Origin of the sequence: Comamonas sp. Y33R10-2, from assembly GCF_019355935.1 — a bacterium.
Lineage (GTDB): Bacteria > Pseudomonadota > Gammaproteobacteria > Burkholderiales > Burkholderiaceae_C > Comamonas.
The window spans coordinates 672670-696266 of the sequence record NZ_CP079925.1 but is presented as its reverse complement, the minus strand read 5'-3'; the positions used below and the strand labels follow the sequence as shown (position 1 = coordinate 696266).

At 57.1% G+C, this 23597-nt stretch carries 20 protein-coding genes, 1 pseudogene and 1 riboswitch; of the genes and pseudogenes, 14 read left to right on the top strand and 7 right to left on the bottom strand.

Annotation, left to right across the window (positions count from 1 at the left end):
• Window positions 1-8 precede the first annotated feature (8 nt).
• From KUF54_RS03045 to KUF54_RS03020, 6 genes are all read left to right on the top strand, one after another.
• Window positions 9-2111, top strand: coding sequence for a replication endonuclease (locus tag KUF54_RS03045; RefSeq protein ID WP_219345140.1), 2103 nt, complete (start codon window positions 9-11; stop codon window positions 2109-2111).
• A 21-nt stretch (window positions 2112-2132) separates the two neighbouring features.
• Window positions 2133-2357, top strand: a complete 225-nt coding sequence (locus KUF54_RS03040) for a hypothetical protein (RefSeq protein WP_219345138.1) — start codon at window positions 2133-2135, stop codon at window positions 2355-2357.
• A gap of 20 nt (window positions 2358-2377) precedes the next feature.
• Complete coding sequence (locus KUF54_RS03035) at window positions 2378-2590, top strand: hypothetical protein (RefSeq protein ID WP_219345136.1); 213 nt, start codon at window positions 2378-2380, stop codon at window positions 2588-2590.
• 4 nt (window positions 2591-2594) lie between these two features.
• A complete protein-coding gene (locus KUF54_RS03030; protein ID WP_219345134.1) occupies window positions 2595-2804 on the top strand; it encodes a DUF4224 domain-containing protein in 210 nt (69 codons plus the stop codon).
• A 10-nt stretch (window positions 2805-2814) separates the two neighbouring features.
• Window positions 2815-3846 (top strand): integrase, encoded by a 1032-nt coding sequence (locus tag KUF54_RS03025; protein WP_255576257.1) that lies wholly within the window; start codon window positions 2815-2817, stop codon window positions 3844-3846.
• Window positions 3847-4018: 172 nt separating this feature from the next.
• Window positions 4019-6685: an autotransporter outer membrane beta-barrel domain-containing protein gene (locus KUF54_RS03020; protein ID WP_219345132.1), complete on the top strand. Its 2667-nt coding sequence runs from the start codon at window positions 4019-4021 to the stop codon at window positions 6683-6685.
• 802 nt (window positions 6686-7487) lie between these two features.
• Here KUF54_RS03020 and KUF54_RS03015 read toward each other — a convergent pair.
• Window positions 7488-7706, bottom strand: a complete 219-nt coding sequence (locus tag KUF54_RS03015) for a hypothetical protein (RefSeq protein ID WP_219345130.1) — start codon at window positions 7704-7706, stop codon at window positions 7488-7490.
• 199 nt (window positions 7707-7905) lie between these two features.
• On the opposite strand from KUF54_RS03015, the gene KUF54_RS03010 reads away from it, so the two are divergent.
• Both KUF54_RS03010 and KUF54_RS03005 read left to right on the top strand, forming a co-directional pair.
• Window positions 7906-8307 (top strand): CidA/LrgA family protein, encoded by a 402-nt coding sequence (locus tag KUF54_RS03010; protein WP_219346242.1) that lies wholly within the window; start codon window positions 7906-7908, stop codon window positions 8305-8307.
• Window positions 8304-9044, top strand: a complete 741-nt coding sequence (locus KUF54_RS03005) for an LrgB family protein (protein WP_219345128.1) — start codon at window positions 8304-8306, stop codon at window positions 9042-9044. Before KUF54_RS03010 ends, KUF54_RS03005 begins: the two co-directional genes overlap by 4 nt.
• 437 nt (window positions 9045-9481) lie before the next feature.
• Here the strand turns inward: KUF54_RS03005 and KUF54_RS03000 are convergent.
• Window positions 9482-10431: pseudogene (locus KUF54_RS03000) on the bottom strand (LysR family transcriptional regulator).
• Window positions 10432-10624: 193 nt separating this feature from the next.
• On the opposite strand from KUF54_RS03000, the gene KUF54_RS02995 reads away from it, so the two are divergent.
• From KUF54_RS02995 to KUF54_RS02985, 3 genes are all read left to right on the top strand, one after another.
• Window positions 10625-11818 (top strand): acyl-CoA dehydrogenase, encoded by a 1194-nt coding sequence (locus tag KUF54_RS02995; protein ID WP_219345126.1) that lies wholly within the window; start codon window positions 10625-10627, stop codon window positions 11816-11818.
• Window positions 11819-12042: 224 nt separating this feature from the next.
• A complete protein-coding gene (locus KUF54_RS02990) occupies window positions 12043-13293 on the top strand; it encodes a CaiB/BaiF CoA-transferase family protein (protein WP_219345125.1) in 1251 nt (416 codons plus the stop codon).
• A 138-nt stretch (window positions 13294-13431) separates the two neighbouring features.
• Window positions 13432-14400 carry a tripartite tricarboxylate transporter substrate binding protein BugE gene (locus KUF54_RS02985; RefSeq protein WP_219345123.1) on the top strand — a complete coding sequence of 323 codons (969 nt, stop codon included), beginning with the start codon at window positions 13432-13434 and terminating at the stop codon, window positions 14398-14400.
• Window positions 14401-14494: 94 nt separating this feature from the next.
• Here KUF54_RS02985 and KUF54_RS02980 read toward each other — a convergent pair whose 3' ends face one another.
• From KUF54_RS02980 to KUF54_RS02965, 4 genes are all read right to left on the bottom strand, one after another.
• A complete protein-coding gene (locus KUF54_RS02980) occupies window positions 14495-15550 on the bottom strand; it encodes a porin (protein ID WP_219345121.1) in 1056 nt (351 codons plus the stop codon).
• 327 nt (window positions 15551-15877) lie between these two features.
• A complete protein-coding gene (locus tag KUF54_RS02975) occupies window positions 15878-17098 on the bottom strand; it encodes a sugar transporter (RefSeq protein ID WP_370627599.1) in 1221 nt (406 codons plus the stop codon).
• A gap of 311 nt (window positions 17099-17409) precedes the next feature.
• Window positions 17410-18546, bottom strand: a complete 1137-nt coding sequence (locus KUF54_RS02970) for a branched-chain amino acid ABC transporter substrate-binding protein (protein ID WP_219345117.1) — start codon at window positions 18544-18546, stop codon at window positions 17410-17412.
• 229 nt (window positions 18547-18775) lie between these two features.
• Window positions 18776-19330, bottom strand: a complete 555-nt coding sequence (locus tag KUF54_RS02965; RefSeq protein WP_219345115.1) for a 6,7-dimethyl-8-ribityllumazine synthase — start codon at window positions 19328-19330, stop codon at window positions 18776-18778.
• An 87-nt stretch (window positions 19331-19417) separates the two neighbouring features.
• Window positions 19418-19587: riboswitch (FMN riboswitch) on the bottom strand.
• A 258-nt stretch (window positions 19588-19845) separates the two neighbouring features.
• Here KUF54_RS02965 and KUF54_RS02960 point away from each other — a divergent pair.
• Window positions 19846-20490 (top strand): hypothetical protein, encoded by a 645-nt coding sequence (locus KUF54_RS02960; RefSeq protein ID WP_219345113.1) that lies wholly within the window; start codon window positions 19846-19848, stop codon window positions 20488-20490.
• Window positions 20491-20581: 91 nt separating this feature from the next.
• On the top strand, window positions 20582-21289 hold the full coding sequence (locus KUF54_RS02955) for a DUF4124 domain-containing protein (protein WP_255576255.1): 708 nt from the start codon (window positions 20582-20584) through the stop codon (window positions 21287-21289).
• On the opposite strand, the gene KUF54_RS02950 is transcribed toward KUF54_RS02955, so the two are convergent.
• Window positions 21274-22263 (bottom strand): SDR family oxidoreductase, encoded by a 990-nt coding sequence (locus KUF54_RS02950; protein ID WP_255576415.1) that lies wholly within the window; start codon window positions 22261-22263, stop codon window positions 21274-21276. The two genes, KUF54_RS02955 and KUF54_RS02950, sit on opposite strands and share 16 nt — an antisense overlap.
• Window positions 22264-22435: 172 nt before the next feature.
• On the opposite strand from KUF54_RS02950, the gene KUF54_RS02945 reads away from it, so the two are divergent.
• Window positions 22436-23482: a CDP-6-deoxy-delta-3,4-glucoseen reductase gene (locus tag KUF54_RS02945; RefSeq protein ID WP_219345109.1), complete on the top strand. Its 1047-nt coding sequence runs from the start codon at window positions 22436-22438 to the stop codon at window positions 23480-23482.
• Window positions 23483-23597: the final 115 nt, after the last annotated feature.

Genomic DNA, 23597 nt, shown 5'->3' with positions numbered 1-23597 from the left:
AGTACGCCATGGCCAAGATACTGCGCGAACTGCCCAAGAGCCTGCCCGACTGGCGCAAGAACAAGCCCCAGCTGCGGCATGTGGCCGAGCATCTGGAGCGCATCATTGCCGATGCGCCAGACGCATGGCGCGCAGTCATACGCAATCGCTTTCACAAGTTTGAGGCTGTGCCGCCCATGGGGGCTGATGCGAACGAGCAAGCACGCTGGTATATCCAGCAGCCACCCGATTGGGTGAAGGCTTGGGATGGACTGCAGGAGCTGGCTGAATTCCAAGACGCCTATGGCGATGCCATACGCTGGAATCTGGACGACTACGAGATCTGCCAATGGGCCAATGCACTGGCTGGGCAGGCGGGTGAGCTGGAGGCTGTATGTATTGCCGAAGAAAACAGCCAGCGCGCCACCGAGGTGCTGCAGCGGTTGGCTAAGGGCAAGCGCCAGACTGAAGAAGAGAAGGAAGCTGAGGAGGCACGTAGCATTGCGCGCCGCGTGGACGCCATTCGCATGCTGGTGCGCATGATTGGCGTGGAGGAAGACAAGCCGATTGAAGGGCTGCCTGCCGTAAAGCGTGCGCAAGACCCGCGCTGGTGGCGCAGGCGTCTGCGTACGCACGTGGCCCGTGTGGTGGAAGGTGGCTATATCCGTCTGGGCATGGTGCACCGTGCCAGCGGTGGCTACATCAGCCATGCAGGGCTGATACGCCGCACGCACCAGATCAAGCGCAATGCCGAGGCGCTGGCCCGTTCGCTCTATACCAATGAGGCTGGCCAGATCTACAACTTGGGCGAGCTGGCGGCACTGGGCACATCCAACCCCGTAGTACGCGGCGGCGAGTTGATGACGCGTGTGCGTGGTGCAGAGGAATATGCCGATGCCCGCGCTCATGTCGGGCTGTTCCTCACATTGACGCTGCCCAGCCGCTTCCACCCCGTAAAGCTGGGCCGTGGCGGCCGCCCGGTACCCAATGAAAAGTATGAGCCGGGCATCACCCCCCGTGACGGCCAGATGTGGCTGCGCGGGAACTGGCAAAAGCTGCGCAGCGCAGCCAAGCGCAAAATAATCGCCATGTATGGCCTGCGCGTGGCTGAGCCGCATCATGACGCCACGCCTCACTGGCATGCGCTGGTATGGGTGGAAAACGAAGAACAAGCCCAGGCGCTGGAAGCCCTGATTCGCAAGTACTGGCTGGCCGATGAAGGCGATGAGCCCGGTGCGCAAAAGAATCGGGTCTGCATCAAGCGCATGGTGTCTGGTGGTGCTGCAGGCTATGTGGCCAAGTACATCGCCAAGTCCGTGGGCCACCACGCGCTGGCCGAGCACACCGATGTGGTGCAGGGTCAGGAAGTGCAGATGGCGCTGGAGCTGGACAAACCCGTGCAGCCCGAGGCCAAGGAATCCGAGAAAGACGGCTTTGCCGGTTACCGCCGGGTGGATGCATGGGCCAGCCATTGGGGCATTCGCCAGTTTCAGACCATTGGCATGCCCAGCGTGACGGTGTGGCGCGAGCTGCGCCGCGTGAGCAAAGACCAGCTGGAACTGTTTGGCCGCGAGGGTGACCGCGATACCCGCCGCGCCTATACGGCATGCCACCGCCACGGCGAGATACGTGCCGACTGGTGCAGCTTTATGGAGGCCATGGGTGGCCATGCCTGCAAGCGCTCTGAGTGGCATCTGCGCGTTGTGAACCGCACGCCCGAGGTGGGTGCAGTCAACCAGTACGGCGAAGAAATTACGCAAGGCCGCATCGTGGGCCTGACGCCGCAGCGCGGTTGTATGCGTGGTCGCTGGCTCACCAGCCGCCGCATTGCATGGACGCCCTACGTTTCCACGTTTTCTGCATCTGACAGCACTGAAACCACCCAAGGGGACGATGAGGCGCAGGGCACAGGCATGGCCGTGTCCAGGCCGCCGCTGGCGGCCCCTTGGACTGGTTTCAATAACTGTACGGCCCGCCTAACGGGCGAGACGGCTAGAGAGTTTTTTGGTCGTGGAGACCACGAACCAGAGGACTGGAGCAGTCCAAACAGCCCCGATTCGGTGCTGTACCAGCCGCCAACGATGGCCAGCCGCTTCCAGCAAGCAGCCCATTTCTTTCAAAACGCCCACTAATCCATCACAGGAGGAGTACCCATGTCCGCAAAACGCACCGAACCCAGCCGCAGCGCCGTCAATCAGGCCGCGGGCTTCAAGTACACGCCCGCCGTGGGCACCGACTTGGCCAAACGCTTCGCCGCCATCCGCCGCGAGCAAGACCGAACTGCCAAGAAAGCTGCCGCCGATGCAACGCAGGCCCAGCAAGCACTGGAGCTGGAACACGGCGCGCAAATCCTTCCCCTTTTCAAGCAAGCCATCTGAGCAACCACCGGAGCCACACCATGGACCACAACATCACCACCTTGCGCAGCTACCGTGCCATCCTCATTCCGACCAACGCCAACCCTAGCAATCTGGAAGATCTGGCCGACGCCGGCCTGCTGCCCACCATTCGCCTGAAAGCGAGCAACGCAACCCAGGCCGAGGCTCAGGCCCATCTGGCCAGCGGCAAGGGAGTGTTGCGGGTGGAGCGAGTTGAAGAAGCTGAGGCGTAATTCAATGAATAACGAATACCTGAGCAACCAAGAGCTGAGCCGTCTCACCGGGGGCTGCGAGAACTCGCATAAGTCCAGCTGGCTGAAGCTGCGCTGCATTCCGTACCAGCAGGATGGCAAGCGCATCATCGTCTCACGCGAGCACGTGCGGGACTGGCTGGCAGGCAAGGTCATGCTGACACGCAGCGGCATGAACCTGAGCGCCATTCGATAAGAGGAGAACAATGCCAAAGATCACCATGCACCCACGCCTGCGCACCAAGGTCTACAAGGGCAAGGGTGGCAAGGCTTATGTCTATTACGTCTACGACATGCGCAAGGAAAGCAAGCCCGACATTCGTCTGGGCACCGACCATGCCAAGGCCTTGCTGAAGTGGGATGAGCTGCACAACCAGCGACCCCAGACGATTGGCCGTATCGAGGAAGCCTTTGCCCGCTGGGAGGAGCGCGAACTGCCCAAGTACGGCAGCGAAACGTATGCGGGCTACCTGAAAAACCTGCGCACCATCCGGCCTGTTTTTGGCCAGATGGTCTGGGATGAGGTAGATCTGCCAACGTTGCGCCAGTATCTGGACCTGCGCACAGCCAAGACTCAGGGCAATCGCGAGATGTCGCTGCTGCGACTGATCTGGGGTAAGGCCAAGCTCTGGGGCATGACACGCTGCCCATGGCCAGCTGAGGGCATTCGCGGCTGGAAGAATGAGGAAAACGCTCGCACCTTTGAGGTCACGCCCGAGCTGTTCCGTCTGGTCTACGCCCAGGCCGATCAGGTGCTGCGCGATGGCATGGACATGGCATCCGCCACGGGCATGCGCCTGAAGGATGTGATTGCAGTAGAGATGCCCAGGAATGGCCTGCTCAAACGCATTGCCAGCAAGACCCAGAAGGTCAAGGGCGCTATTGAATTCGACATCACCGAGTCGCCCGTACTCACCCGCATCGTCCAGCGCCGAGAGCTGGTAGATACGCTGTGCCCGAATGTGCTGGTGCTGCCAGATGGACGGCCGGTAACCTACCGCATGATCTCCCGCCGCTGGGAAGACGCCCGCGACGCAGCAGCCTACCGCGCCGAAGTCACCGGCAACGAAGAGCTGGGCAAACGCATTCGTGACATGTACCTGCGCGATATGCGCAGCTTCGCCGCCAACCTGGCTGAAGACATTGATGAGGCGTCAAAGCTGCTGGATCACAGCAATGTTGGTGTGACGCGCAAGCATTACCGAACGAGAGCTACGCGGTTGAAGGCTGTGCGGTGAAAACGTTCAATCCTAATTACGACCATTTCTTAACCAAACAGTTGTATTTAAAAGGAAAAATAACTGATTTCAGTGATTGCTAAATTAAGTATCAAAACTAACACTCTCTGACATTCAGGTTTGAAGCCGCTGCAGTTTTTATCAGCCGGCTGATCTGCAATGGAGAGAATAAGTGAACAAGACGTATACATCCATTTGGAACCCTGCATTTGGAGCTTGGGTTGCAGCGCCAGAGACAGCCAAGAGAGCCACGCACCGAAAAAAACAACGACGAGGTACTGCGCTGGTACTCACAGCGCTGGTAGTGTCTGGAAGCGCATTGGCAGCAGGTGGAAAAGGCGGAGCTGGCGACTTCAACAACGGCGGCATGGGCGGGGACAGCAGCACCGCAGGACAATCTGCGGGGAATTTTAATAATGGCTCAACTAATCCACCCTCATCAGGAGGAGCTGAAGGGAAATATGCAGGACAAAACGGAGAAGATGCAGCAGACGTAACCGGTAGCACAGCTGGTGGTGGTGGTGGTGGTGGTGCTTCGGGCACAGCACAAACCGCAATTGGCGGAAATGGAGGCAACGGAGGTACTACTACTGCAGGTGGCATCGAGAGTTACGGCGGCGGAGGTGGTGGTGCGGGGGGTCATGGGTACGAGGTGAACAATGCGAGCGTCAACACAATCATCAGCAAAGGCGGCAATGGCGGAAACGGCAGCGATGGGCAACTTGGTGCTAGCGCAGGAGGGGCTGGTGGTGGTGGTGGTGGCGGTGACGGAGGAGCGGGACTATTTGTCGACAATGCCTCAGGCAATATCTCAATTACCAACCGTGCAAGCAGTAGCTTGACCGGGGGTAATGGGGGCAATGGCGGAGCCGGTAATGGCGTCGCACTTCCCGGCAAAGCCATTGGAAATGGCGGCGCGGGCGGTGAGGGCGGTGCGGGACTTTCGGGCACTGACTTAGTGGTGATCAATGCAGGCTCCATCACAGGTGGAAATGGAGGCATAGGAGGCAGCAGCACTGATGCTGCCGCAGGCATAGCAGGTGCTGGTGGCGCCGGCATTAATGGCGTCACTCACCTGATCAACAGCGGATCCATCGTTGGAGGGATGGCTGGCAATGGCTCGACTCGAGCGAACGCCGTTGCCTTCAGTGGCTCTAACAACACGCTGGAACTGAGAGCAGGTTCGGTCATGGTGGGCAATGTAGTGGCTACAGCAGGAGGCAGTAATGAGCTCACGCTGGGTGGCACTGACAACAGCCAGTTCAACCTGTCCACCATTGGTATGCAATACCAAAACTTCAGTCATTTCTCTAAGACTGGCAGCAGCACTTGGACTGTATTGGGCACACAAACTGTCGCAGGCGACTGGAGTATCGAGGCGGGTACTTTGCAGGCAGGTGCAGCCAATGTGTTTAATAGCAGTTCTGCCCATGCAGTCAGCAGCGGCGCTGTTCTGGATCTTGCGGGCCATAACCAGACCTTGGCAGGTGTGAACAATAGCGGCTCCATTCGTCTTAGCGGCACCGTTCCAGGAACCGTGCTTACGGTGACCGGCCCTTATGTCGGCAATAACGGCACACTGGCGCTGTCTACGGTACTTGGCGCTGATGGCAGCGTCACTGACAAAATACTGCTGAGCAGCCCCCTTGCCGTGGCAAGCGGTCATACGTCTTTGCAAATTACCAATGCAGGGGGCTTGGGTGCACAGACTACAGGCAGCGGAATTGAAGTTGTGGGAACAGAGAAAGGAGCTAGCCTGCAGCCAGGTAGCTTTACTCTGGCTGGTGGTCACGTCGATGCTGGTGCTTATGAGTACCGCTTAACTCAGACGGCCCAGGGCGCAGCACTGCACTCGAGCTTGCATGCTCCTGCCTACCGTGCTGAAGTACCTTTGCTGTCCGCCCTTCCAGCACAACTGCGCCAAGCGGATATGGCCATGCTTGGCGATTTACACAAGCGTATGGGCGATAAAGCTTCACAACTAAATCCCAGCACCGGTATTGATCAAAGCCGTCGCGTCTGGGGACGCGTTCTGCGCACAGATCCAACCATTCGCCAGCAGGGCACAGTAAGTCCCGAGAGCAGTGGCCATATGTCTGGCTTTCAGGCGGGCTTGGATCTGTATGCTGACAAAAATGTGAAAGTCGGTATCTATGTAGGACAGCTGGAAGGCGATATGAGCGTCAAGGGCTTTGCTAGCGGCGTTGAGCGTAAATATGTTGGCTTCAACAATCTACGAACCCGCTATCTGGGCATTTACGGCACTTGGCAAGATGCCTCAGGCCTTTATGCAGATGCTGTACTGCAAGGCGCTGACTATCGCAGCGACTCGCGCACCGCAGATGACAAGGCACAGTCCCGAACCAAGGGTGAAGGATGGTTGGCATCGTTAGAACTGGGCAAACCTTTCGCCATCAACAACAGCTGGCAAGTTGAACCTCAAGCGCAAATCATCTACCGTAAGCTGAGCATTGATGACACAGCACTCAGCCTAGCTTCTGTGAAAAACAAGGCTGATGACGACTGGACACTGCGTCTGGGAGCACGCATCAAGGGCAGCTTCAACACTGGTGCTGGCCTAGTGCAGCCTTATGGCCGCATCAACATCTACAAAGCGAGCTCCACGACGGATATGGCGACCTTCATCACACCTGCAGCATCGTCCGATATCAATGCAAAGGGCGGCTACACCGCCACCGAACTGGCTGCAGGTGCCACATTGCAACTTAGCAATAACACCAGCCTTTACAGTGAGCTGGGCAAAATCTGGGCCAATGGCGGGGACAGCCGAGTCAAAAGCGGAGTACAAGCCTCTGTCGGCGTGAAGGTCCTGTGGTAAGTATCTACTCTTGAGATCTACACTCAGCACTTGTATTACCAGGCCTCCACATCAGTGCAGGTGCTGATGCCAATCATTGGCGCGAAGCATATTTGTCGGAGTGTGGACGTTTCGTATTCTTTGCGCCCAAAAGCGAGTTAGAATTCACGTCCCTCAAGGCAATGTGGTGAGACTCAAAATCCCCCGCCGCAAGGCGTGCCGGTTCGATTCCGGCCCCGGGCACCACATTGAATGCCGAGAAAGTGAAACACTTTCTCGGCTTTTCTTTTCTCTGCATCTCAGAGAAAACGACAACTCAAGCACATCGAACAGCTCCCTAAAACAAACCTGCCGATAGCGAGACTAAGTCAAGGCTGGCGTTATCCGCTCACTTTTTTAAGATAGAGCTATAACTGTGCATAACTTCACGCAAGCAGACTACGCAGAGTTCATATCAATGTCGATACACGCTCGACAAAAAATGTAGGCCTACGGAGATCTCGCTCATCAAAATGAGCCGTCAAATTCTGTGCACTGTCTTTCATAGACACATTAGCGCCTCTGAAAATGTCTTCGCATCGATCAAAGATTGCGTATTGTCAAAATCAAAGACCACTGTCAATCTGAGCAACCCTGCCTGAGTTTTGAGCATAAAAAAGCGCCGTATATTGCGGCGCTTTTTTCCACAGATTCTGTTAATAACTCTGTGAGCAATCTGTTCAGTCACAACAAAACAAGCATCCAATCCCTTGTATCAGCGCCTTAAGAAGTTGATTGCCTTCAAATCAGGCAGGCATGATAAAAGGGTTAACCCTTAAGGGTTTTAGGGAGTTCGGCGAATCAGCATGCGGCCTGTATCGGTGATGTGCCAATGCCGGCTTTCATCTTGCACGGCAAAACCGCGCTCCAGCAAACGCTTGGCCATGTGCTCCTTGGCGGCAACACCCAAAGACACGTCTTCGCCAAGCTCCAGCTTTTTAAGTATCGTCAATTCATCGACAGTAGGTTCATACACAGGTGCGCGATAAAGTCCGGTATGCATGGTGATTTCTCCTATGCTCATCCAAAGATTACTGGTCGCTTCGATCTCGAAGCACCTGCAAATCAAGATAGACCTCTCGTGCAGCATGCGCAAGAGAGAATTGGCGGCTTTACCTAAATTCACCAAGCAAGCAAACATTGCGCTGACTTCAAATTTAAACGCCCGCCCGTCACTCTTATTTCAGGAGCTAACTTTCCAAATGTTGTATGCGATTGCTGTTCTTTTCGCCTTTCAATTGTTAGGCGAATTTCTGGTGCGCGTCTGCAGCCTGCCTCTGCCAGGAGCTTTAGTTGGCACGTTATTGCTGCTGCTTGGACTTCTGTTTTACAAGCGCTTGCCCAAGCCGCTGGAAGACAGCGCACAGGTGTTGCTGCAAAACATGATGCTGCTCTTTATCCCCGTCATCGCGGGCGTGATGCTGGAGTTTGATTACCTGCGCCGCGAATGGCTGCCGTTTGTACTGGCTTGCGTCGTCGGTGCTGCTATCACGTTTACGGCGACAGCCCTCACCTTTCGCTTTTTTCTACAGCGCCAGCGCAGGTATCAGAGCAGCAATCAAGACAACGATCAAAGCACGTCAGAGCAGGAGCGCTCCGCATGAGCACGTCTTTGCTTGACCGCCTGCACACCTCCTGGTTGAGCCTTGCCGAAGGCTCGCCCCTTCCATGGCTGGTACTGACACTCGTGGTCTACCTTGGCGCCATGGCGATTTACAAAAAAAGCGGCAACCGCCCTATGCTGATTCCGGTGCTTACCGGCGTGGTGGTGATCGTTGGCATTCTGATGGTGACGGGTACGCCGTATGAGACGTATCGCAGCGGCGTGTCACTGCTAGGACTCATGATTGGGCCGGCCACGGTGGCGCTAGCTATTCCACTTTACGCCCAGCGCGAACGTATCAAGGAGCTGTGGCTGCCCATTAGCGTGGCGCTGTTTGTGGGCTGCTTAGTCGCACTGTTTTCCGCATTGGGAATCGCTTGGTTATTTGGCGGCTCTGAAGCGACGCTGATTGCTGTGGCACCCAAGTCAGCCACCATCCCTATCGCCCTGCCTATGGCTGAGCGCTTTGGCGGCAAGCCATCTTTGGCAGCTGTCGCGGTGGCCATTACGGGTATTAGTGGCACCATGATGGCACCCCTGCTGTGCCGCTTTTTACGCCTTCAAGACCCCGCCGTTCAAGGCTTTGCGATTGGGCTGACCGCCCACGCCATTGGCACGGCGCGCGCCATTCAACTCAACCCCACGGCGGGTGCGTTCTCGGCTCTGGCCATGGGACTGAACGGCGTGGCTACGGCTGTGCTGATGCCTGTGGTGCTGGCCATTACTCCGTGGATTTAAAAAGATAGCTGCAAGCCCTTTATTGACAAGGGCGGGGGCAGTCAAAGAGCAAACTGCCAACCTCTTTCGCCGCCCCTCAAATTCAGAGCGTTAATTAATCGACTGACTGAGGCCGGAAATCGAAATGAAGTGCGCAGAAGAAGTTCTCCCTGTCAAACCTCTACAAGCTTGTGGACAAAGCCCACCACATAGCTGGATAAGCAACTTAAGCCATTGTTATTAAACAATTTCTTTATGCGTGATTAATTTTTAGGCAAACTAGTCGATATGGGACTGAATGTACGCAAACTCCGTATTTCATAGCAGCTCACCGGCTATGTATCTGGGCTTAAGGCCAGTTCTCCCCAAAAAATCACTACAAGCTTGTGGACAAGCTCTAACAAGATGCTGAACAAGCGAGCTAACTCTTTGTCAGTAAACACTAAATAGAGGTCTGATTATTTTTTAATCACCACCTCTTGCGCACGGCCCTGCAGCCATTGACTAAAGGCTCTGAGCGCCGGAGATGGCTGGGCATCCGCTGCCAACTCCGGGGTAATCAAATAGTAGGCACGGTTGCCGCGCAGGGGCTGCGGGCAGGCAATGATGAGATCACCGCGCGCCAACTCCTGCTCGATCAGCATGGGGGGATCAGCGCCACGCCAAGGCCTTGGCTGGCTGCTACCGCTAACATGGAAAACAGCTCCAGCCGCATGCCATCCAGCGCACGTGGGGCATCTACGTTCATCGCTTCAAACCACTGACGCCAGCCTTGGGCGCGGGTGCTTTGCTGCAGCAGCGGCATCTTGGCAATCACCTCGGGGCCAAGCGGTAGCCAAGCCCGCCCCAAATCACGTCGCTGGGCGGTGGCCAGCAGTTGCGGGCTGCATACGGGCACGACTTCTTCATCCATCAGCCACAGGGCCTGCACGCCCGGCCAGCTCGCCACCTGCTCTGGCGTGCCGGCATAAATGGCGGCGTCAAACACCGTGTCGGCAAACAAAAAAGGCCGTGTTTGCACATCGATGTGTACGGTGATGTCGGGGTGCTGCTGGGCCATTTGCGGCAGGCGCGGCAGCAGCCAGCGGGTGGTGAAAGTGGGCACTGCGGCCAAGTTGATCGGCCCGCCCTCGCCTTGATGACTCATTAAATCCAGCGTATCGCGCTCCAGCCCCTGCAGCCAGCGGCTGACTTGCTTGGCGTAGTGTTGGCCGGCATCCGTCAGCAGCACGCCGTGGCGGGTGCGCTTGAAAAGGGACACGCCCACAAACTCCTCCAACGCAATGATTTGGCGCGAGACCGCGCTTTGCGTCAGCGACAGCTCCTGTGCCGCTTTGGTATAGCTGATATGCCTAGCGGCTGATTCAAAGCAGGCCAGCGCCTGTGTGGACGGAAGAACTCTTCGCATAGTTTTTATGCCTTCAGCGCATCAATAAAAATTCAAACAAGGTAGAAACCCTGATAAATGCATTTATACATGCGTTTTACTCATTCATTAATGATTAATCATCGTTTGCCTCACCCTGTTTCGCAAACCTAATATGTGTGTAAGTACTCAGGCAAGGGCCTGCAAATCAACACTTTGTATTCAGGAGATGAACATGGCCAATAGCTACCAGTGGGACGATTGCCTGCAACTTGATCAACAGCTGACCGAAGAAGAGCGCATGATCCGCGACGCAGCGCGCGATTACTGCCAAGACAAGCTCAAACCTCGCGTTCAAGCCATGTTCCGCAATGAGTCAGTCGATCTGTCCATCTTCCGCGAGATGGGCGAGCTGGGCCTGCTCGGCCCCACCATCCCTACGCAATACGGCGGCGCTGGCCTGAACTATGTGAGCTACGGCCTGGTGGCCCGCGAGATTGAGCGCGTGGACTCGGGCTACCGCTCCATGGCGTCCGTGCAGTCCTCTTTGGTGATGGTGCCTATCAATGAGTTTGGTACCGAAGCGCAAAAGATGAAGTACCTGCCCAAGCTCGCAACGGGCGAGTTCATTGGCTGCTTTGGCCTGACCGAACCCGACCACGGCTCTGACCCCGGCAACATGTCTACCCGCGCCTATAAGGTGGACGGTGGCTACAAGCTCAAGGGCAACAAGATGTGGATCACCAACAGCCCCGTGGCGGATGTGTTTGTGGTCTGGGCCAAGGAAGTGGCCGAAGACGGCACCGTGGGCCAGATTCGCGGCTTCATTCTGGACAAGGGCATGAAGGGCCTGTCCGCCCCCGCCATCCACGGCAAGGTGGGTCTGCGCGCTTCGGTGACCGGTGAAATCGTGATGGAAGACGTGTTCTGCCCTGAAGAAAACGCCTTCCCCGATGTGCGCGGTCTGAAGGGCCCGTTCACATGCCTGAACAGCGCTCGCTACGGCATCGCTTGGGGCGCACTGGGTGCGGCCGAAGACTGCTGGCACACCGCCCGCCAGTACACGCTGGACCGCAAGCAGTTTGGCCGCCCTCTGGCAGCCAACCAGCTGATTCAAAAGAAGCTGGCCGACATGCAAACCGAAATCACGCTGGGCCTGCAAGCCGTGCTGCGCGTGGGCCGCATGAAGGACGAGCATCAGAACGTGATCGAGATCACGTCTCTGGTCAAGCGCAACAACTGCGGCAAGTCGCTGGACATTGCCCGCATGGCCCGCGACATGCTGGGCGGCAACGGCATCTCCGACGAGTTCGGCGTGGCCCGCCATCTGGTGAACTTGGAGGTGGTCAACACCTACGAAGGCACTCATGACGTGCACGCCCTGATTCTGGGCCGCGCCCAAACCGGCATCGCTGCCTTCGCTAACTAAATCGCGGCGAATACAACCCTTGATACGTCGTTGCTGAGCCTGGCCGTAGCGCTGCTACTGTCTGCGGCTCAGCGCCTAGTCTCAAGGGCTGTCTTCACCGCATAAGCCTGCTATTTCTTTGATATCTAGCAGCGCGTGATTTGTATGGGTTTTGAGTTGTTTTGCTTTAGAACCCATACCAATACAGCGCTAACCGCTTCACTTTTCATAGTTTGCTGACGGATATGAACACTTCCACATCGACTTCTGCAGGCGCATTGAACGGCATCAAAGTTCTGGACCTGTCCCGTGTGCTGGCGGGCCCGTGGGCCACGCAGATGCTGGCCGATCTGGGTGCCGATGTGGTCAAAGTCGAGCGACCTGCAGTGGGCGACGATACGCGCCACTGGGGGCCTCCGTTTTTGAAGGACGATGCGGGCAACGACACACGTGAAGCCAGTTACTTCACCGCCTGCAACCGCAACAAGCGCAGCCTGACCGTAGACATGGGACACCCCGAAGGCCAAGCCCTGCTGCTGCGCATGGCGCAAGAGGCCGATGTAGTGGTGGAGAACTTCAAGACCGGCGGTCTCAAGCAATATGGGCTGGACTACGACAGCCTGAAGGCACTGAACCCTCGTCTGGTTTACTGCTCCATTACCGGCTTCGGCCAGGACGGCCCTTACGCCGAGCGCGCAGGCTACGACCTCATGGTGCAAGCCATGTGCGGCCTGATGAGCATTACCGGCCACGAAGACAGCGAGCCCGGCGGCGGCCCCTTGAAGGTGGGCGTAGCGGTCATCGACGTATTTACCGGTCTGTATGCCAGCAACGCGATTCTTGCCGCGCTCAATGCTCGTCATGCATCGGGCCAAGGCCAGTTCATCGACATGGCACTGCTCGATGTAGGCATGGCCGTGCTGGCCAATCAGGCTTCTGGCTTTCTGGCGACCGGCCGGACACCCGGGCGCGCCGGCAATATTCACCCCAGCCTCGCGCCCTATCAAGATTTTTCGACGCTAGACGGCAATGTGCTGCTGGCCATTGGCAACGACGGCCAGTTCGCCCGTTTTTGCGCAGCCATTGACCAGCCCGGCTGGGCGCAAGACGCGCGCTTCACCACCAATACCGCCCGCGTGCATAACCGCGCCGCACTGCTGGGCTTGATGAAGCCCGTGATGCTGACGCGCAGCACCCTCGACTGGATTGCCCTGCTGGAAGACAAGGCCGTGCCCTGCGGCCCCATCAACACCATTGCCGAGGCGTTTGAAGACCCGCAAGTCAAAGCCCGCGGCATTTTAAAAAGCCTGCCGCGCAATGCGGGGGACGGCATTGGCCGCATCGCCACTGTCGCCAACCCCATGCGCCTTTCCGCCACCCCTATTACGTACCGCAGCGCACCGCCAACGCTGGGCCAGCACACCGATGAGGTGCTGCGTGAGTTGGGACTAGATCAGCAGGCTATAGCCGCGCTGCGCACCCAAAACGTGGTTTGACCCCAGACGCCATAGAACGCTCTGCACGACACTCCGTACCCAACATTCAACCCCAACAACAGAGGGCAAAAGCCCCGAAAACCGCAAACCGCTACCAAAAGCAGCGCACTGCACATCGCAAATCCCAAGGAGACTGATATGTTCAAAATCACCGCCACCGTTCTGGCAACTCTCGCACTCTGCGGTGCAGCACAGGCTCAAAACGCCTACCCCAACAAGCCCATCCGTTTACTGGTTCCCTTTGCCGCTGGCGGCACTACCGACCTGATTGCCCGCGTCATCGCAGAACCCCTGAGCCGCGAACTGGGCCAGTCCGTTGTGGTCGAAAACAAGGGCGGTGGCGGCGGCACCATTGGCGCGGCTGAAACCGCACGCGCCAAGGCTGATGGCTATAGCCTCGGTATTGCCACCGTGTCCACCACGGCCACCAATCCAGCCATCAACCCCAAAATCAGCTACAACGTTGCTACTGATTTCACGCCCATCGTGAACATCGCCGCCACGCCCAACATCATTGCTGCCAACCCAAAGTTTGCAGGCAAGGATTACAAGAGCTTTCTGGCCGAGCTCAAGGCCAATCCCAGCAAGTACTCTTACGCATCGCCCGGTCAAGGCTCCATCACTCACCTGATGATGGAAATGTTCAAGCTGGAAACCAAGACCGATGCCACGCACGTGCCCTACCGTGGCTCGGGCCCTGCACTCAACGATGCGGTGGCCGGTCAAGTGCCGCTGATTTTTGACAACCTGCCCTCCACCCTGCCCTTCGTCAAGGAAAAGCGCCTGACCGCTATAGTCGTCGCAGCTCCCCAGCGTTTGGCAGCTCTGCCTGATGTGCCCACCTTCAAGGAAATGGGCCTGCCTCAAGTCAACCGCATGGCGTATTACGGCATCGTCGGCCCCAAGAACCTGCCCAAGGAAATCGTTGACAAGATCAACGCCGCAGTGCGCAAAGCCGTGCAAGACCCTGCTGTGAAAAAACGCATCGAGGAAAGCGGCTCCATCATCATGGCCGACACCCCAGAAGCCTTTGCCAAGCAAATGGCTGAAGAGCTGGCGGTCTACAAAAATGTGGTGCAAAAGCAGAACCTGAAGATGGAAGACTAAGCTTCACATCTCCCCACAAAAAAGCCTCGCTGGTTGACACCCAGCGAGGCTTTTTTGACAGGTGCATCAAATGCACCTTGAGACCACCAACAGCTTAGAAGCGGTGGCGAACGCCCACAATCACGCTCGTGCCAGACTTGTTAGGAATGTTCATGCTCACGCGGTCATACATGGCCACGGCATAGACATCGGTACGCTTGGACAGGAAGTGGTCATAGCCCACGCTAAAGGTGGTGCGCGTACCGGCATTAAAGCCACCCACTTCTGCCTTGGTGCGGGCAGCCGCAGCCTTGACGGTGCCTGCTGTGCCGCTGACTGGAACATCCAGACCCAGCGAGTAAGTAGTGTTTTCGCGTTTTTGATCGTTGATCTTGGCTTGACCATAGGTCGCATACAGCTTGACCACGCTGAAGTCATAGCTGCCGCCCAGCATCCAGTTGGACTTAGTGGGGATCACAATGGCCGGAGCCACCGGATTGCTGATCTGAGCGCGCTCATAAAAAGCTGTCAGGCTCAAAGGGCCACCTGAGTACATCAGGTTCAGACCCACATTCTTCTTGCCCTTGTTACCCGAGCTGGACTGCTCGCCCAGTTGGTAATGCACATTGGCCTTGAGACCACCAAAGCTAGGTGTGGAGTACAGAATCTGGTTGCTCCAACCCGTGTTAGATGCTGTGGTTTGGTTGTTTGCACTCCAACCAGGTGCATTCATATTGGCATGCAACACCAACGGGGAAACTGTGAACGAATCACCAAACGGGTTCGTCATCACGGTAGGCAAGAAATTGGGGGCCAGGCCACGGCCCAGGCTCACGCGGCCAAAACCACCGCTCAGGCCCACGTTGGCATCACGCGAGAAGAAGGGGTCAGCATCAAAACGACCGGGGGCGCCGGTATCCCCACGGAAAAAGCTGGTGATATTGAAATCAGCTTTCAGGCCGCCACCCAGATCTTCCGTACCCTTGATGCCCCACCAAGAAGTCGTCATACCACCTGAGCCAACGGAGGCCACGCGCTCTTGGCCAGCCAGCTTCACGGAGCCTGCATAAGAGTCAATAGTGCCGGTCAGCTGCACCGAGCTTTGGGCCTGAGCCGACAGGCTGGCAGCAGCCAGGGCGATAGTGGTTAACGTAGCGGCAAACGCTTTCATGGATTGTTCCCTCTCTAAAAAATTTAAGACAAACAACCCAAGCAAAAGTTAGGCCAGTTTTGTATACAAAACTTGGGTCTATTGAGAATTGATCGAAGATCGCGTTGCGGCGACAAGGGATTGGATGCAAGGCGCACGCCTGCAGCAAGGCTCATGCCTTGCAAAGGTGGGCAACGCCGCAGACAGCCCCTTGCCGTCGCAACCCGAAGGGAAGGAGGCAGGCCAGCCGCCACTCGTCGTTGCACTCCTTGTGCGGGATAGCACCCGCACTGCGTCGTACGCCTAGATTGGCAGCCGGCCTGCCTCCTTCGCAACTCCGAGCAAATCTCAACAGACCCTAATTTTTAATTGAAAGTTCGCAGCTAGCGTCACCATCATCCACAGCCACAGCACTGCACCGACTCCAATCAGCAAGCCACCAACCGCACCAATCTGCCCCATGCCCCACTGCTGACTCACAATGCTGCCAAGCAAAGCACCGCCGCCAATGCCAATATTGAAAATGCCAGAGAACATGGCCATGGCGACATCCGTGGCATCAGGTGCCAAATTAAGCACCTTGGATTGCATGGACAGAGCAAAGCAAATCATGGCAATGCCCCAAATAGCGCTTTGCAAATACAAGCTCCACTCGTGCGCACTGCTCGTTGCCAGCAGCAGCACGCTCAGCGCCAGCACAGCAATGGCGGTCAGCAAAAATCCACGCGGAAAGCGCATACCCAGCCAGCCAAACAACACGCTGCCCACAATGCCCATGCCGCCATACAGCAGCAGCACCGCCGTGGTCACATTACCGGCGTGGCCTGCCACATTCTGCACAAACGGCTCGATGTAGCTATACACCGTAAATTGCCCGGTAATCACCAGCACCAGCAGCACATAAATACCCAACAGCGCCGGGCGTTTCAGCAGCATGGGCACGCTCGATAAAGAGCCCGCATTCTCACTGGGCAGCAGCGGCAGCAGCTTGCCCAACACAATCATCACGACAGCAGCCACCGCGCCAATGGCCAAAAACGTCATGCGCCAGCCCAGCCACTCCCCCACGATGCGGCCTAGCGGAATGCCCAGCACCATGGCCATTGATGTACCCGTAGCCAGCAAGCTCAGCGCCATGGCCTTACGGCCCGGCGGCGCAACGCGCACTGCCAGCGATGCTGTGACCGCCCAAAACACGGCATGCGACAGCGCAATACCGATGCGGCTAATGACTAGCGAGGCATAGCTCCACGCCACACCCGAGAGCAGGTGGCTGAGAACAAACACCGCAAACACACCCATCAGCAGCTTGCGCCGCTCCACCTTGCGCGTGAGCAACATAAAAGGCAGCGATGCCAGCGCCACCACCCAAGCGTAGATGGTGAGCATCAAGCCGACCTGCTCTGCGCGCAAATCAAAACTAGCGCCAATACTGCTGAGCAGGCCCACGGGCGCAAACTCGCTGGTGTTGAAAACAAAAGCGCCCAGCGCCAGCGCAATGACGCTGAGCCAGGCTTGAGTCGGGGTTCGGCTCGTTGCCGAATGAGGGGCCGAAGTATCAGTCGAAATATCAGTCAAAGGGCCTGCCATACCAAATAAACGTGCCAGCGCAGCGCGCCGAAAACGCCTGATTGTGCGCGCGCATCCAGACTGCTCGCTGAGCGGCCTATCTTTCTCCAGCAACGACCGGGGTTAGGCCGGGTTGGCTAACAAGCACTGCTGAAAACTATAAATTCAATAGCAGCTTGTCTTAATCAAACAAGCACATGCGGCTATTTTCAGCTCAACAAAAAAGCCTGCCAGTGCAATTGCACCAGCAGGCTTTGGAATTCCGGGCCCACCTCTCAAGGGGCAAGTCCGGAAGCACTCAAGCGATCAAATTACTTCAAATCGATAGGCGTCTTCACGCCAGCAATGTAACGGCTCAAGGTGTAGCTGGGGTTCTTCATTTCGCCGTTCTTTTCGAATGCGATCTTGGAGGTCACACCTGAGAAGTCGGACTTCTGCAGGAAGGGAATGTAGATCTTTGGATCCCAAGAGTTAGCTCGCTTCATAGCGTCAGCCAGCAGCATGGTGCCGTCATAGAAGTACGGGCTGTAAACCTGGAACTGACCGGGGTACTTAGCGTCGTAACGCTTTTTCCACTCCGTGCCGCCGGGCATCTTAGCCAGCGATGCACCGCCGTCCGCACAAACCACGTTATCGAGCGGCTTGGCGCCTGCGGCCACCTTGGCCAGCTCAGTCACGCAGATACCGTCGCCGCCAAACAGCTTGACGTCGTTCATGCCCAACTGAGCCATCTGGCGCAGCATGGGACCGGCTTGGCCGTACATACCGCCATAGAAGATGCCATCAGGCTTCTTGGCCTTGATGGAGGTCAGGATGGCCATGAAGTCCGTGGCCTTGTCGTTGGTGAACTCCGTGGCGATGATCTTGACGCCTTGCTTTTCGGCATCCTTTTTGAACACGTTGGCCAGACCTTGGCCGTAGGCTGTGCGATCGTCGATAACAGCGATGTTCTTCAGTTTGAGATCTTTGGCGGCATAAGTGGCCAGCGCAGCGCCCAGCGAGTTGTCGTTGGCAATCACGCGGTAAGTGGTGTTCCAGCCTGGCTTGGTCAAATCAGGGTTGGTGGCCGCGCCGGTAATCATGGGTATACCGCAGTCATTGAACACCTTGGACGAAGGAATCGCCACACCAGAGTTCACAAACGCCACAGCGCCAGCGACTTTGTCATCGCACAGCTTTTGCGATGCGGCGGTGCCCTGCTTGGGGTCGGCCACGTCGTCTTCAGCCACCAGCACAAATTTGACTTTTTTGCCGCCAATTTCCATGCCCTTGGCGTTCAGATCTTCAATGGCCATGCGCACGCCATTTTCATCGTCCTTACCGAAGTGTGCTTGTGGGCCAGAGATAGGACCGATGTGGCCGATCTTGATGACCTGCTCTTGGGCCATAACGCCGCCTGCCATAGCAGCTACTGCGGCTGCGATACACAACTTACCAAACTTCTTCATTGCGCACTCCACTCGGTTGAGACAAGGCACTACCTTATGCCTCGCCAGCAGTAGTTGGCAATCACGCAATCACATTCAATCAAGGAGTGCAACACGCACGCAACAGTAGTGTTTTTAGGGGTCGGCAAAACGCGAAATTTGTGCTGCAAATTTATGCACTATTTCTTCATTCCCCCTCGTAAAAGCCATGCCCCAGCTCAGGGCACGGCTTGCACTTTAGCGGTGCAAATCAGGCGGCTTTGGCCTGAAATAGTGCATCCATTTTTGCGTGCTGATCCAGCGTGTTCAAACAGGCATGAGCAACCTCTGCACCCTTCTTCACAAAGTGCTGGCGGAAGAACTCCACATGATCGCCATGCTCGTGAAAATCGCGCGGCGTCAGCACGGCGGAGAACACGGGCACTTCGGACTCTAGCTGCACACGCATCAAGCCATCAATCACAGCCGTGGTCACAAATTCATGGCGGTAAATGCCGCCGTTGACGATGAGTGCGCACGCAATCACCGCATCAAAGCGACCGCTTTGCGCCAGCTTCTTGGCCATGAGAGGGATCTCAAAAGCACCGGGCACGCTGAAGTGCTGGATGCTGCCGGACTGCACGCCTTGGCCCTGCAGTTCAGCCTGCGCGGCATCGCGGGCTTGGTACACCACTTCGGTGTGCCAGCTAGCGCTGATGATGGCAATGCGGCTGCGGCTCGCAGTTACCTTCCAAGGCGTAGAACTTGCAGTGACGGCGCTAGTGGCGTGAGTTTCAAAGTTCATCGTGCTGGGAGTCTGATTCATGGTGATATTTCCAAAATTTCCAATGAATCAGGGCGTGCGCAGAGACACACCACTGCCGCAGCCAAGGCTGCGCCACAGGAGCATGCTGCGCGATCTCTTTCATCCGGACTATGACCGTCGGCTCTGGAGTCTCACCAGATCTGCTGACCCTGAGGGCTCTGACGAGACCCCAGGCGCTCGCGGGCTGATGCAGTCCAGACAAAAAGCTGGCTGCACATACCGCCGGTGGGGAATTGCACCCCGCCCTGAGAACGCTGCTTAGCAGTGAATGCTTTCACTGCAAGACAAAAGTCATTCTAGCGACGCTTTGACACTGCTTTTATCAAAAAGCTCGCTCTTTGCGCAAAGAAAGAATTCGCAAAAAAACAGAGTTTCCTTATACAAATAAAGAACGTTAAGCTATTAAAAAAAGAGCTGTCTTATAAGCCAAGTCAACCGCCTGCCCAGCATCCGCGTTAAAAGTCTATTCACTGACAGCCTGCACAACAGGCCCCACCTGAACCCAAGGTCGCTCCATGAATCAGGCACTGCACACATTTTTCACCACTTCGGCCCGTTGGGTCGGGATGGGCGCTTTGGCGTTGGCGTGCACCGCCTGCGTCACCATGGAAGAAAGCTACTACAGCAGCTCAGGCGGCGTTTATAGCGGTGGCGGCTATGGCTCAGCCCCGGTTTATGGAGTTCAACCTGCCTACCCCGCATACCCCGCTTACGGGAACAACCGCGATGACTGGCGCGAGCGTGAACGCCTTCAACGCATGCGTGAGCAAGACCGCCAACAATGGCAGCGCCAGCAAGAGCGCGAGCAGTGGCAACGTCAGCAAGAGCGTGAACGCAACCAGCAAATGCAGATGCGCGAGCGTGATCGCCAGCAAGATCAGCAGCGACGTGAATGGGATCGCCAGCGCGACCAAAATCGTCGCGACCAAGATCAGGCCAACCGGGAACGAGAGCGCCAACAACAAGATCGTGATCGCCAGCAACAAATGCAGCAGCGCGACCGCGATCAGCAAGCGCAGCAACGCGAGCGAGAGCGTCAGCAGGTAGAACGCCAGCGCCAACAAGAACAAAATCAGCGCCAAAGACAAAATGACCGTGAGCGTGACCGCGATCAACGGCCACCAACCATTCAGCCACGAGTCTTTGAACGCGGCAGTTGATAACGCCCCCGGCGGGCGCTGGAAGGCTTATCTTTTTTCCAGCTCCGCTTCATAATTCGCAACTGCACTATGGCGAATAAGGGAGACAACTATGGCAGAGACAACTCACACCGCTTTAACCCAAGCACCTGTGATGGTGAAACTGTGCCGTGACCTGCCTTTCCTTCTTGCTGTGTTGATGTTTGGCAATGCTGCACATGCCCAAATCGTTCGCTGTACCGATGCAAAAACAGGCGAAGTCACTTACACCAATGGCCGCTGCGTTGGTAATGAATCCAGTACGCAGATTCAGGCCGCGCAAAGCGCCGAAGAAATTGCATTTGATCGCGCCAATGCCAGCAAAGCACTAGAGCGCAGCAAGTCTCAAATAGCACGCGATGACGCACAGCGTCGCCAGCGTGAAGAGCAAGAGCGCAAAGAGCGCGAAGCCGCTGACAAAGCACAGGCCCGCGCCAACACCAATTTAGAAAGCTCTCCGGCTTGTCGCCAAGCTCGCGCCCGGCACAACGCCATATTGGCGGAGTCCAACCCTGATCAATCCACATGGTCACAGCGCAGCCAAGCGGCACAGGCGCAGATGGAAATGAGCTGTTTGGGTGCAGCAGGGTACCAGCAGCTTCAGCAAAGCCGCGCCTTGCAACCCAACACCATCAACCGCCCGCAGTGGGGCTACCGCCATCCATCCCAGGGCTACTATCCGCCTGCACGGCCCATGCCTGCTCAGCCGCCGGCGCAGATCACCAACTGCAATGTGTTTCGCTGCTATGACAGTCGTGGCGGCGTTCACCCCATCCCTTGATTCCCCTTGAGGCGCTTTACGCCTCCCCCTCGGTGACGGCGGCGCTTGCTTGCAGCCCTTGTTTGGGTCGCGCCAATTTTTAAGGATTGTGCGCTTTGCACAGCATAGCTTTGCAGGCCCTCGGTCACTGTGGGATAACGCAGCTTGAGCTTTAACTCCTGCTTGAGTCGCTGATTCGACAGCCTCCGTGACTCGCTCATAAAGCTCATCAAGCTGGCTGGAAGCTCGGCCTGTGCCAGCTCACGCGAAATGCGCGGCGGCTTGGTAAGGCCAAACAGATCAGCCGCTAAATCAAAGTAATCACCCATCTTCAGCTGCGTATCGTCACAGACGTTATAGATTCGCTGGGGCTGACCGCGCCACAACGCCCGCAGGCTGGCGCGCGCCAAATCATCGGCATGGATATGGTTGGTGTAGACATCATCGGCCGCCTGCAAAACTGCCGTTCCACGCAGCAATCTGGCGCGCGGCGTGCCGCCTTCACGGTTGGGCGCGTAAATGCCCGGAATACGCAAAATGCTGGCCCGCAGGCCTGAATGCCCTGCAAAACGCACCGCCCGCTCGGCATTCACGCGGCGCTGTGCCCGAGCTGTGGTGGGTGCAACCGGCCGGCTCTCACTGACCCATTCGCCCTTGCAATCGCCATACACACCCGAAGTGGAGGCATAGACCAAGCTGCGCGGCAGGCTGCGCAAGCGCAGAGCCTGCATCAGCGCTGTAGTGCGAGCATCCAGCCACCATCCCTCATCTGCAGCAGTCAACGCAGGCGGGGGGGCTAAATGCAGTACTCGCGTAGCGATGCCTGCTAGGCGTCGCAAGCTGCTCAAGTCATCCAAATCGCCCCACAACGGCATCACGCCCTGTTCTCGCAGCTGGGTTACCCGGTCTGGATTGCGACTGAGCGCCAGCAGCTTAAGGGAGTGAGGAAGCCGCTTGGCTACCCGCTGTCCCACATCGCCATAGCCGACGATCAACACACGTTCACGGCGAAAGCGCGCTGGCAGCGCACCCAATGGGCTTTGGTTTGAGGGCAAAATTGAGGCCTGCTGCGTAATCAAATAGAGGGCCATCCACGCACTGCTGCGGCTGCAGCCGCGCTGGGCAATGGCTGCCAGTTACGCCTTCAAGGATACCTAGAAAATCGTCATGACCGAGATTGCCAACGCTTCGTTTGAAATTACTGTCCAGCCCAGCGGACGCGCTTTTGCCACTCAAGGCGCTGAAACCATTTTGGCTGCTGCAATCCGCACCGGCGTAGGCCTGCCCTATGGCTGCAAGGATGGTGCTTGTGGCTCTTGCAAGTGCAAAAAAATCAGTGGCGACGTAAGCCACGGCACACATTCAGACAAAGCGCTCAGCGCCGATGAAGAAGCCAGCGGCTATGTGCTGACCTGCTGCGCCACGCCGCACAGCAACGTGGTGCTCGAGTCACGCCAAGTCACCGATGCCAGCGCCTTCCCCATCAAGAAAATGCCCGTGCGCGTGGCAGCGCTGGAGAAAAAATCGCACGACGTGATGCAGGTGCGTCTGCAACTGCCCGCCAGCGAGAAGTTCCAGTATCACGCGGGCCAGTATGTGGAATTCATTTTGCGCGACGGCTCCCGCCGCGCTTACTCCATGGCTACCGCTCCGCATGTGCAAGAAACCACTCCGGGTCTTGAGCTGCATATCCGCCACATGGAAGGCGGCAAGTTCACCGACCATGTGTTTGGCGCCATGAAGGAAAAAGAAATCCTGCGCGTGGAAGGCCCGTTCGGCAGCTTCTTCCTGCGTGAAGATTCGGACAAGCCCATCATCTTGCTTGCCTCTGGCACGGGCTTTGCCCCTATCAAGGCCTTGATCGAGCAGATGCGCCACAAGGGCATCAAGCGCCCCACCACCCTGTACTGGGGTGGTCGCCGCCCTGCCGATATGTACGATGCTGCGTGGATTGCCGAGCAAACTGCCGCCATGCCGCAACTCACCTACATCCCCGTGGTCTCGGACGCCCTGCCTGAAGACGCCTGGACGGGCCGCACCGGCTTTGTGCATCAGGCCGTGATGGCTGACTTCCCCGACCTGTCCGCCCATCAGGTCTACGCCTGCGGTGCTCCCATCGTGGTGAATTCGGCCCGCGCCGCTTATACCAGCGAACGAGGCCTGCTTACCGAAGAGTTTTACGCGGATGCTTTCACCTCCGAAGCAGACAAATAAGAACCTTAATTAGTGCAAACCCCGGTGATTTTCATCATTCATAGGGGTTTACACGCAAAATTCCTGTTTGAATAACTGGCTAGCCTGATAGGGTTGCAATTTTTTGCACAATAGC

What these genes read in the sequence shown, in the direction of transcription:
- KUF54_RS03045 (WP_219345140.1), top strand. Translation starts at nt 9, where the DNA reads ATGGCCAAGATACTGCGCGAACTGCCCAAGAGCCTGCCCGACTGGCGC.
- KUF54_RS03040 (WP_219345138.1), top strand. Translation starts at nt 2,133, where the DNA reads ATGTCCGCAAAACGCACCGAACCCAGCCGCAGCGCCGTCAATCAGGCC.
- KUF54_RS03035 (WP_219345136.1), top strand. Translation starts at nt 2,378, where the DNA reads ATGGACCACAACATCACCACCTTGCGCAGCTACCGTGCCATCCTCATT.
- KUF54_RS03030 (WP_219345134.1), top strand. Translation starts at nt 2,595, where the DNA reads ATGAATAACGAATACCTGAGCAACCAAGAGCTGAGCCGTCTCACCGGG.
- KUF54_RS03025 (WP_255576257.1), top strand. Translation starts at nt 2,815, where the DNA reads ATGCCAAAGATCACCATGCACCCACGCCTGCGCACCAAGGTCTACAAG.
- KUF54_RS03015 (WP_219345130.1), bottom strand. Translation starts at nt 7,706, where the DNA reads ATGCATACCGGACTTTATCGCGCACCTGTGTATGAACCTACTGTCGAT.
- KUF54_RS03010 (WP_219346242.1), top strand. Translation starts at nt 7,906, where the DNA reads ATGTTGTATGCGATTGCTGTTCTTTTCGCCTTTCAATTGTTAGGCGAA.
- KUF54_RS03005 (WP_219345128.1), top strand. Translation starts at nt 8,304, where the DNA reads ATGAGCACGTCTTTGCTTGACCGCCTGCACACCTCCTGGTTGAGCCTT.
- KUF54_RS02995 (WP_219345126.1), top strand. Translation starts at nt 10,625, where the DNA reads ATGGCCAATAGCTACCAGTGGGACGATTGCCTGCAACTTGATCAACAG.
- KUF54_RS02990 (WP_219345125.1), top strand. Translation starts at nt 12,043, where the DNA reads ATGAACACTTCCACATCGACTTCTGCAGGCGCATTGAACGGCATCAAA.
- KUF54_RS02985 (WP_219345123.1), top strand. Translation starts at nt 13,432, where the DNA reads ATGTTCAAAATCACCGCCACCGTTCTGGCAACTCTCGCACTCTGCGGT.
- KUF54_RS02980 (WP_219345121.1), bottom strand. Translation starts at nt 15,550, where the DNA reads ATGAAAGCGTTTGCCGCTACGTTAACCACTATCGCCCTGGCTGCTGCC.
- KUF54_RS02970 (WP_219345117.1), bottom strand. Translation starts at nt 18,546, where the DNA reads ATGAAGAAGTTTGGTAAGTTGTGTATCGCAGCCGCAGTAGCTGCTATG.
- KUF54_RS02965 (WP_219345115.1), bottom strand. Translation starts at nt 19,330, where the DNA reads ATGAATCAGACTCCCAGCACGATGAACTTTGAAACTCACGCCACTAGC.
- KUF54_RS02960 (WP_219345113.1), top strand. Translation starts at nt 19,846, where the DNA reads ATGAATCAGGCACTGCACACATTTTTCACCACTTCGGCCCGTTGGGTC.
- KUF54_RS02955 (WP_255576255.1), top strand. Translation starts at nt 20,582, where the DNA reads ATGGCAGAGACAACTCACACCGCTTTAACCCAAGCACCTGTGATGGTG.
- KUF54_RS02945 (WP_219345109.1), top strand. Translation starts at nt 22,436, where the DNA reads ATGACCGAGATTGCCAACGCTTCGTTTGAAATTACTGTCCAGCCCAGC.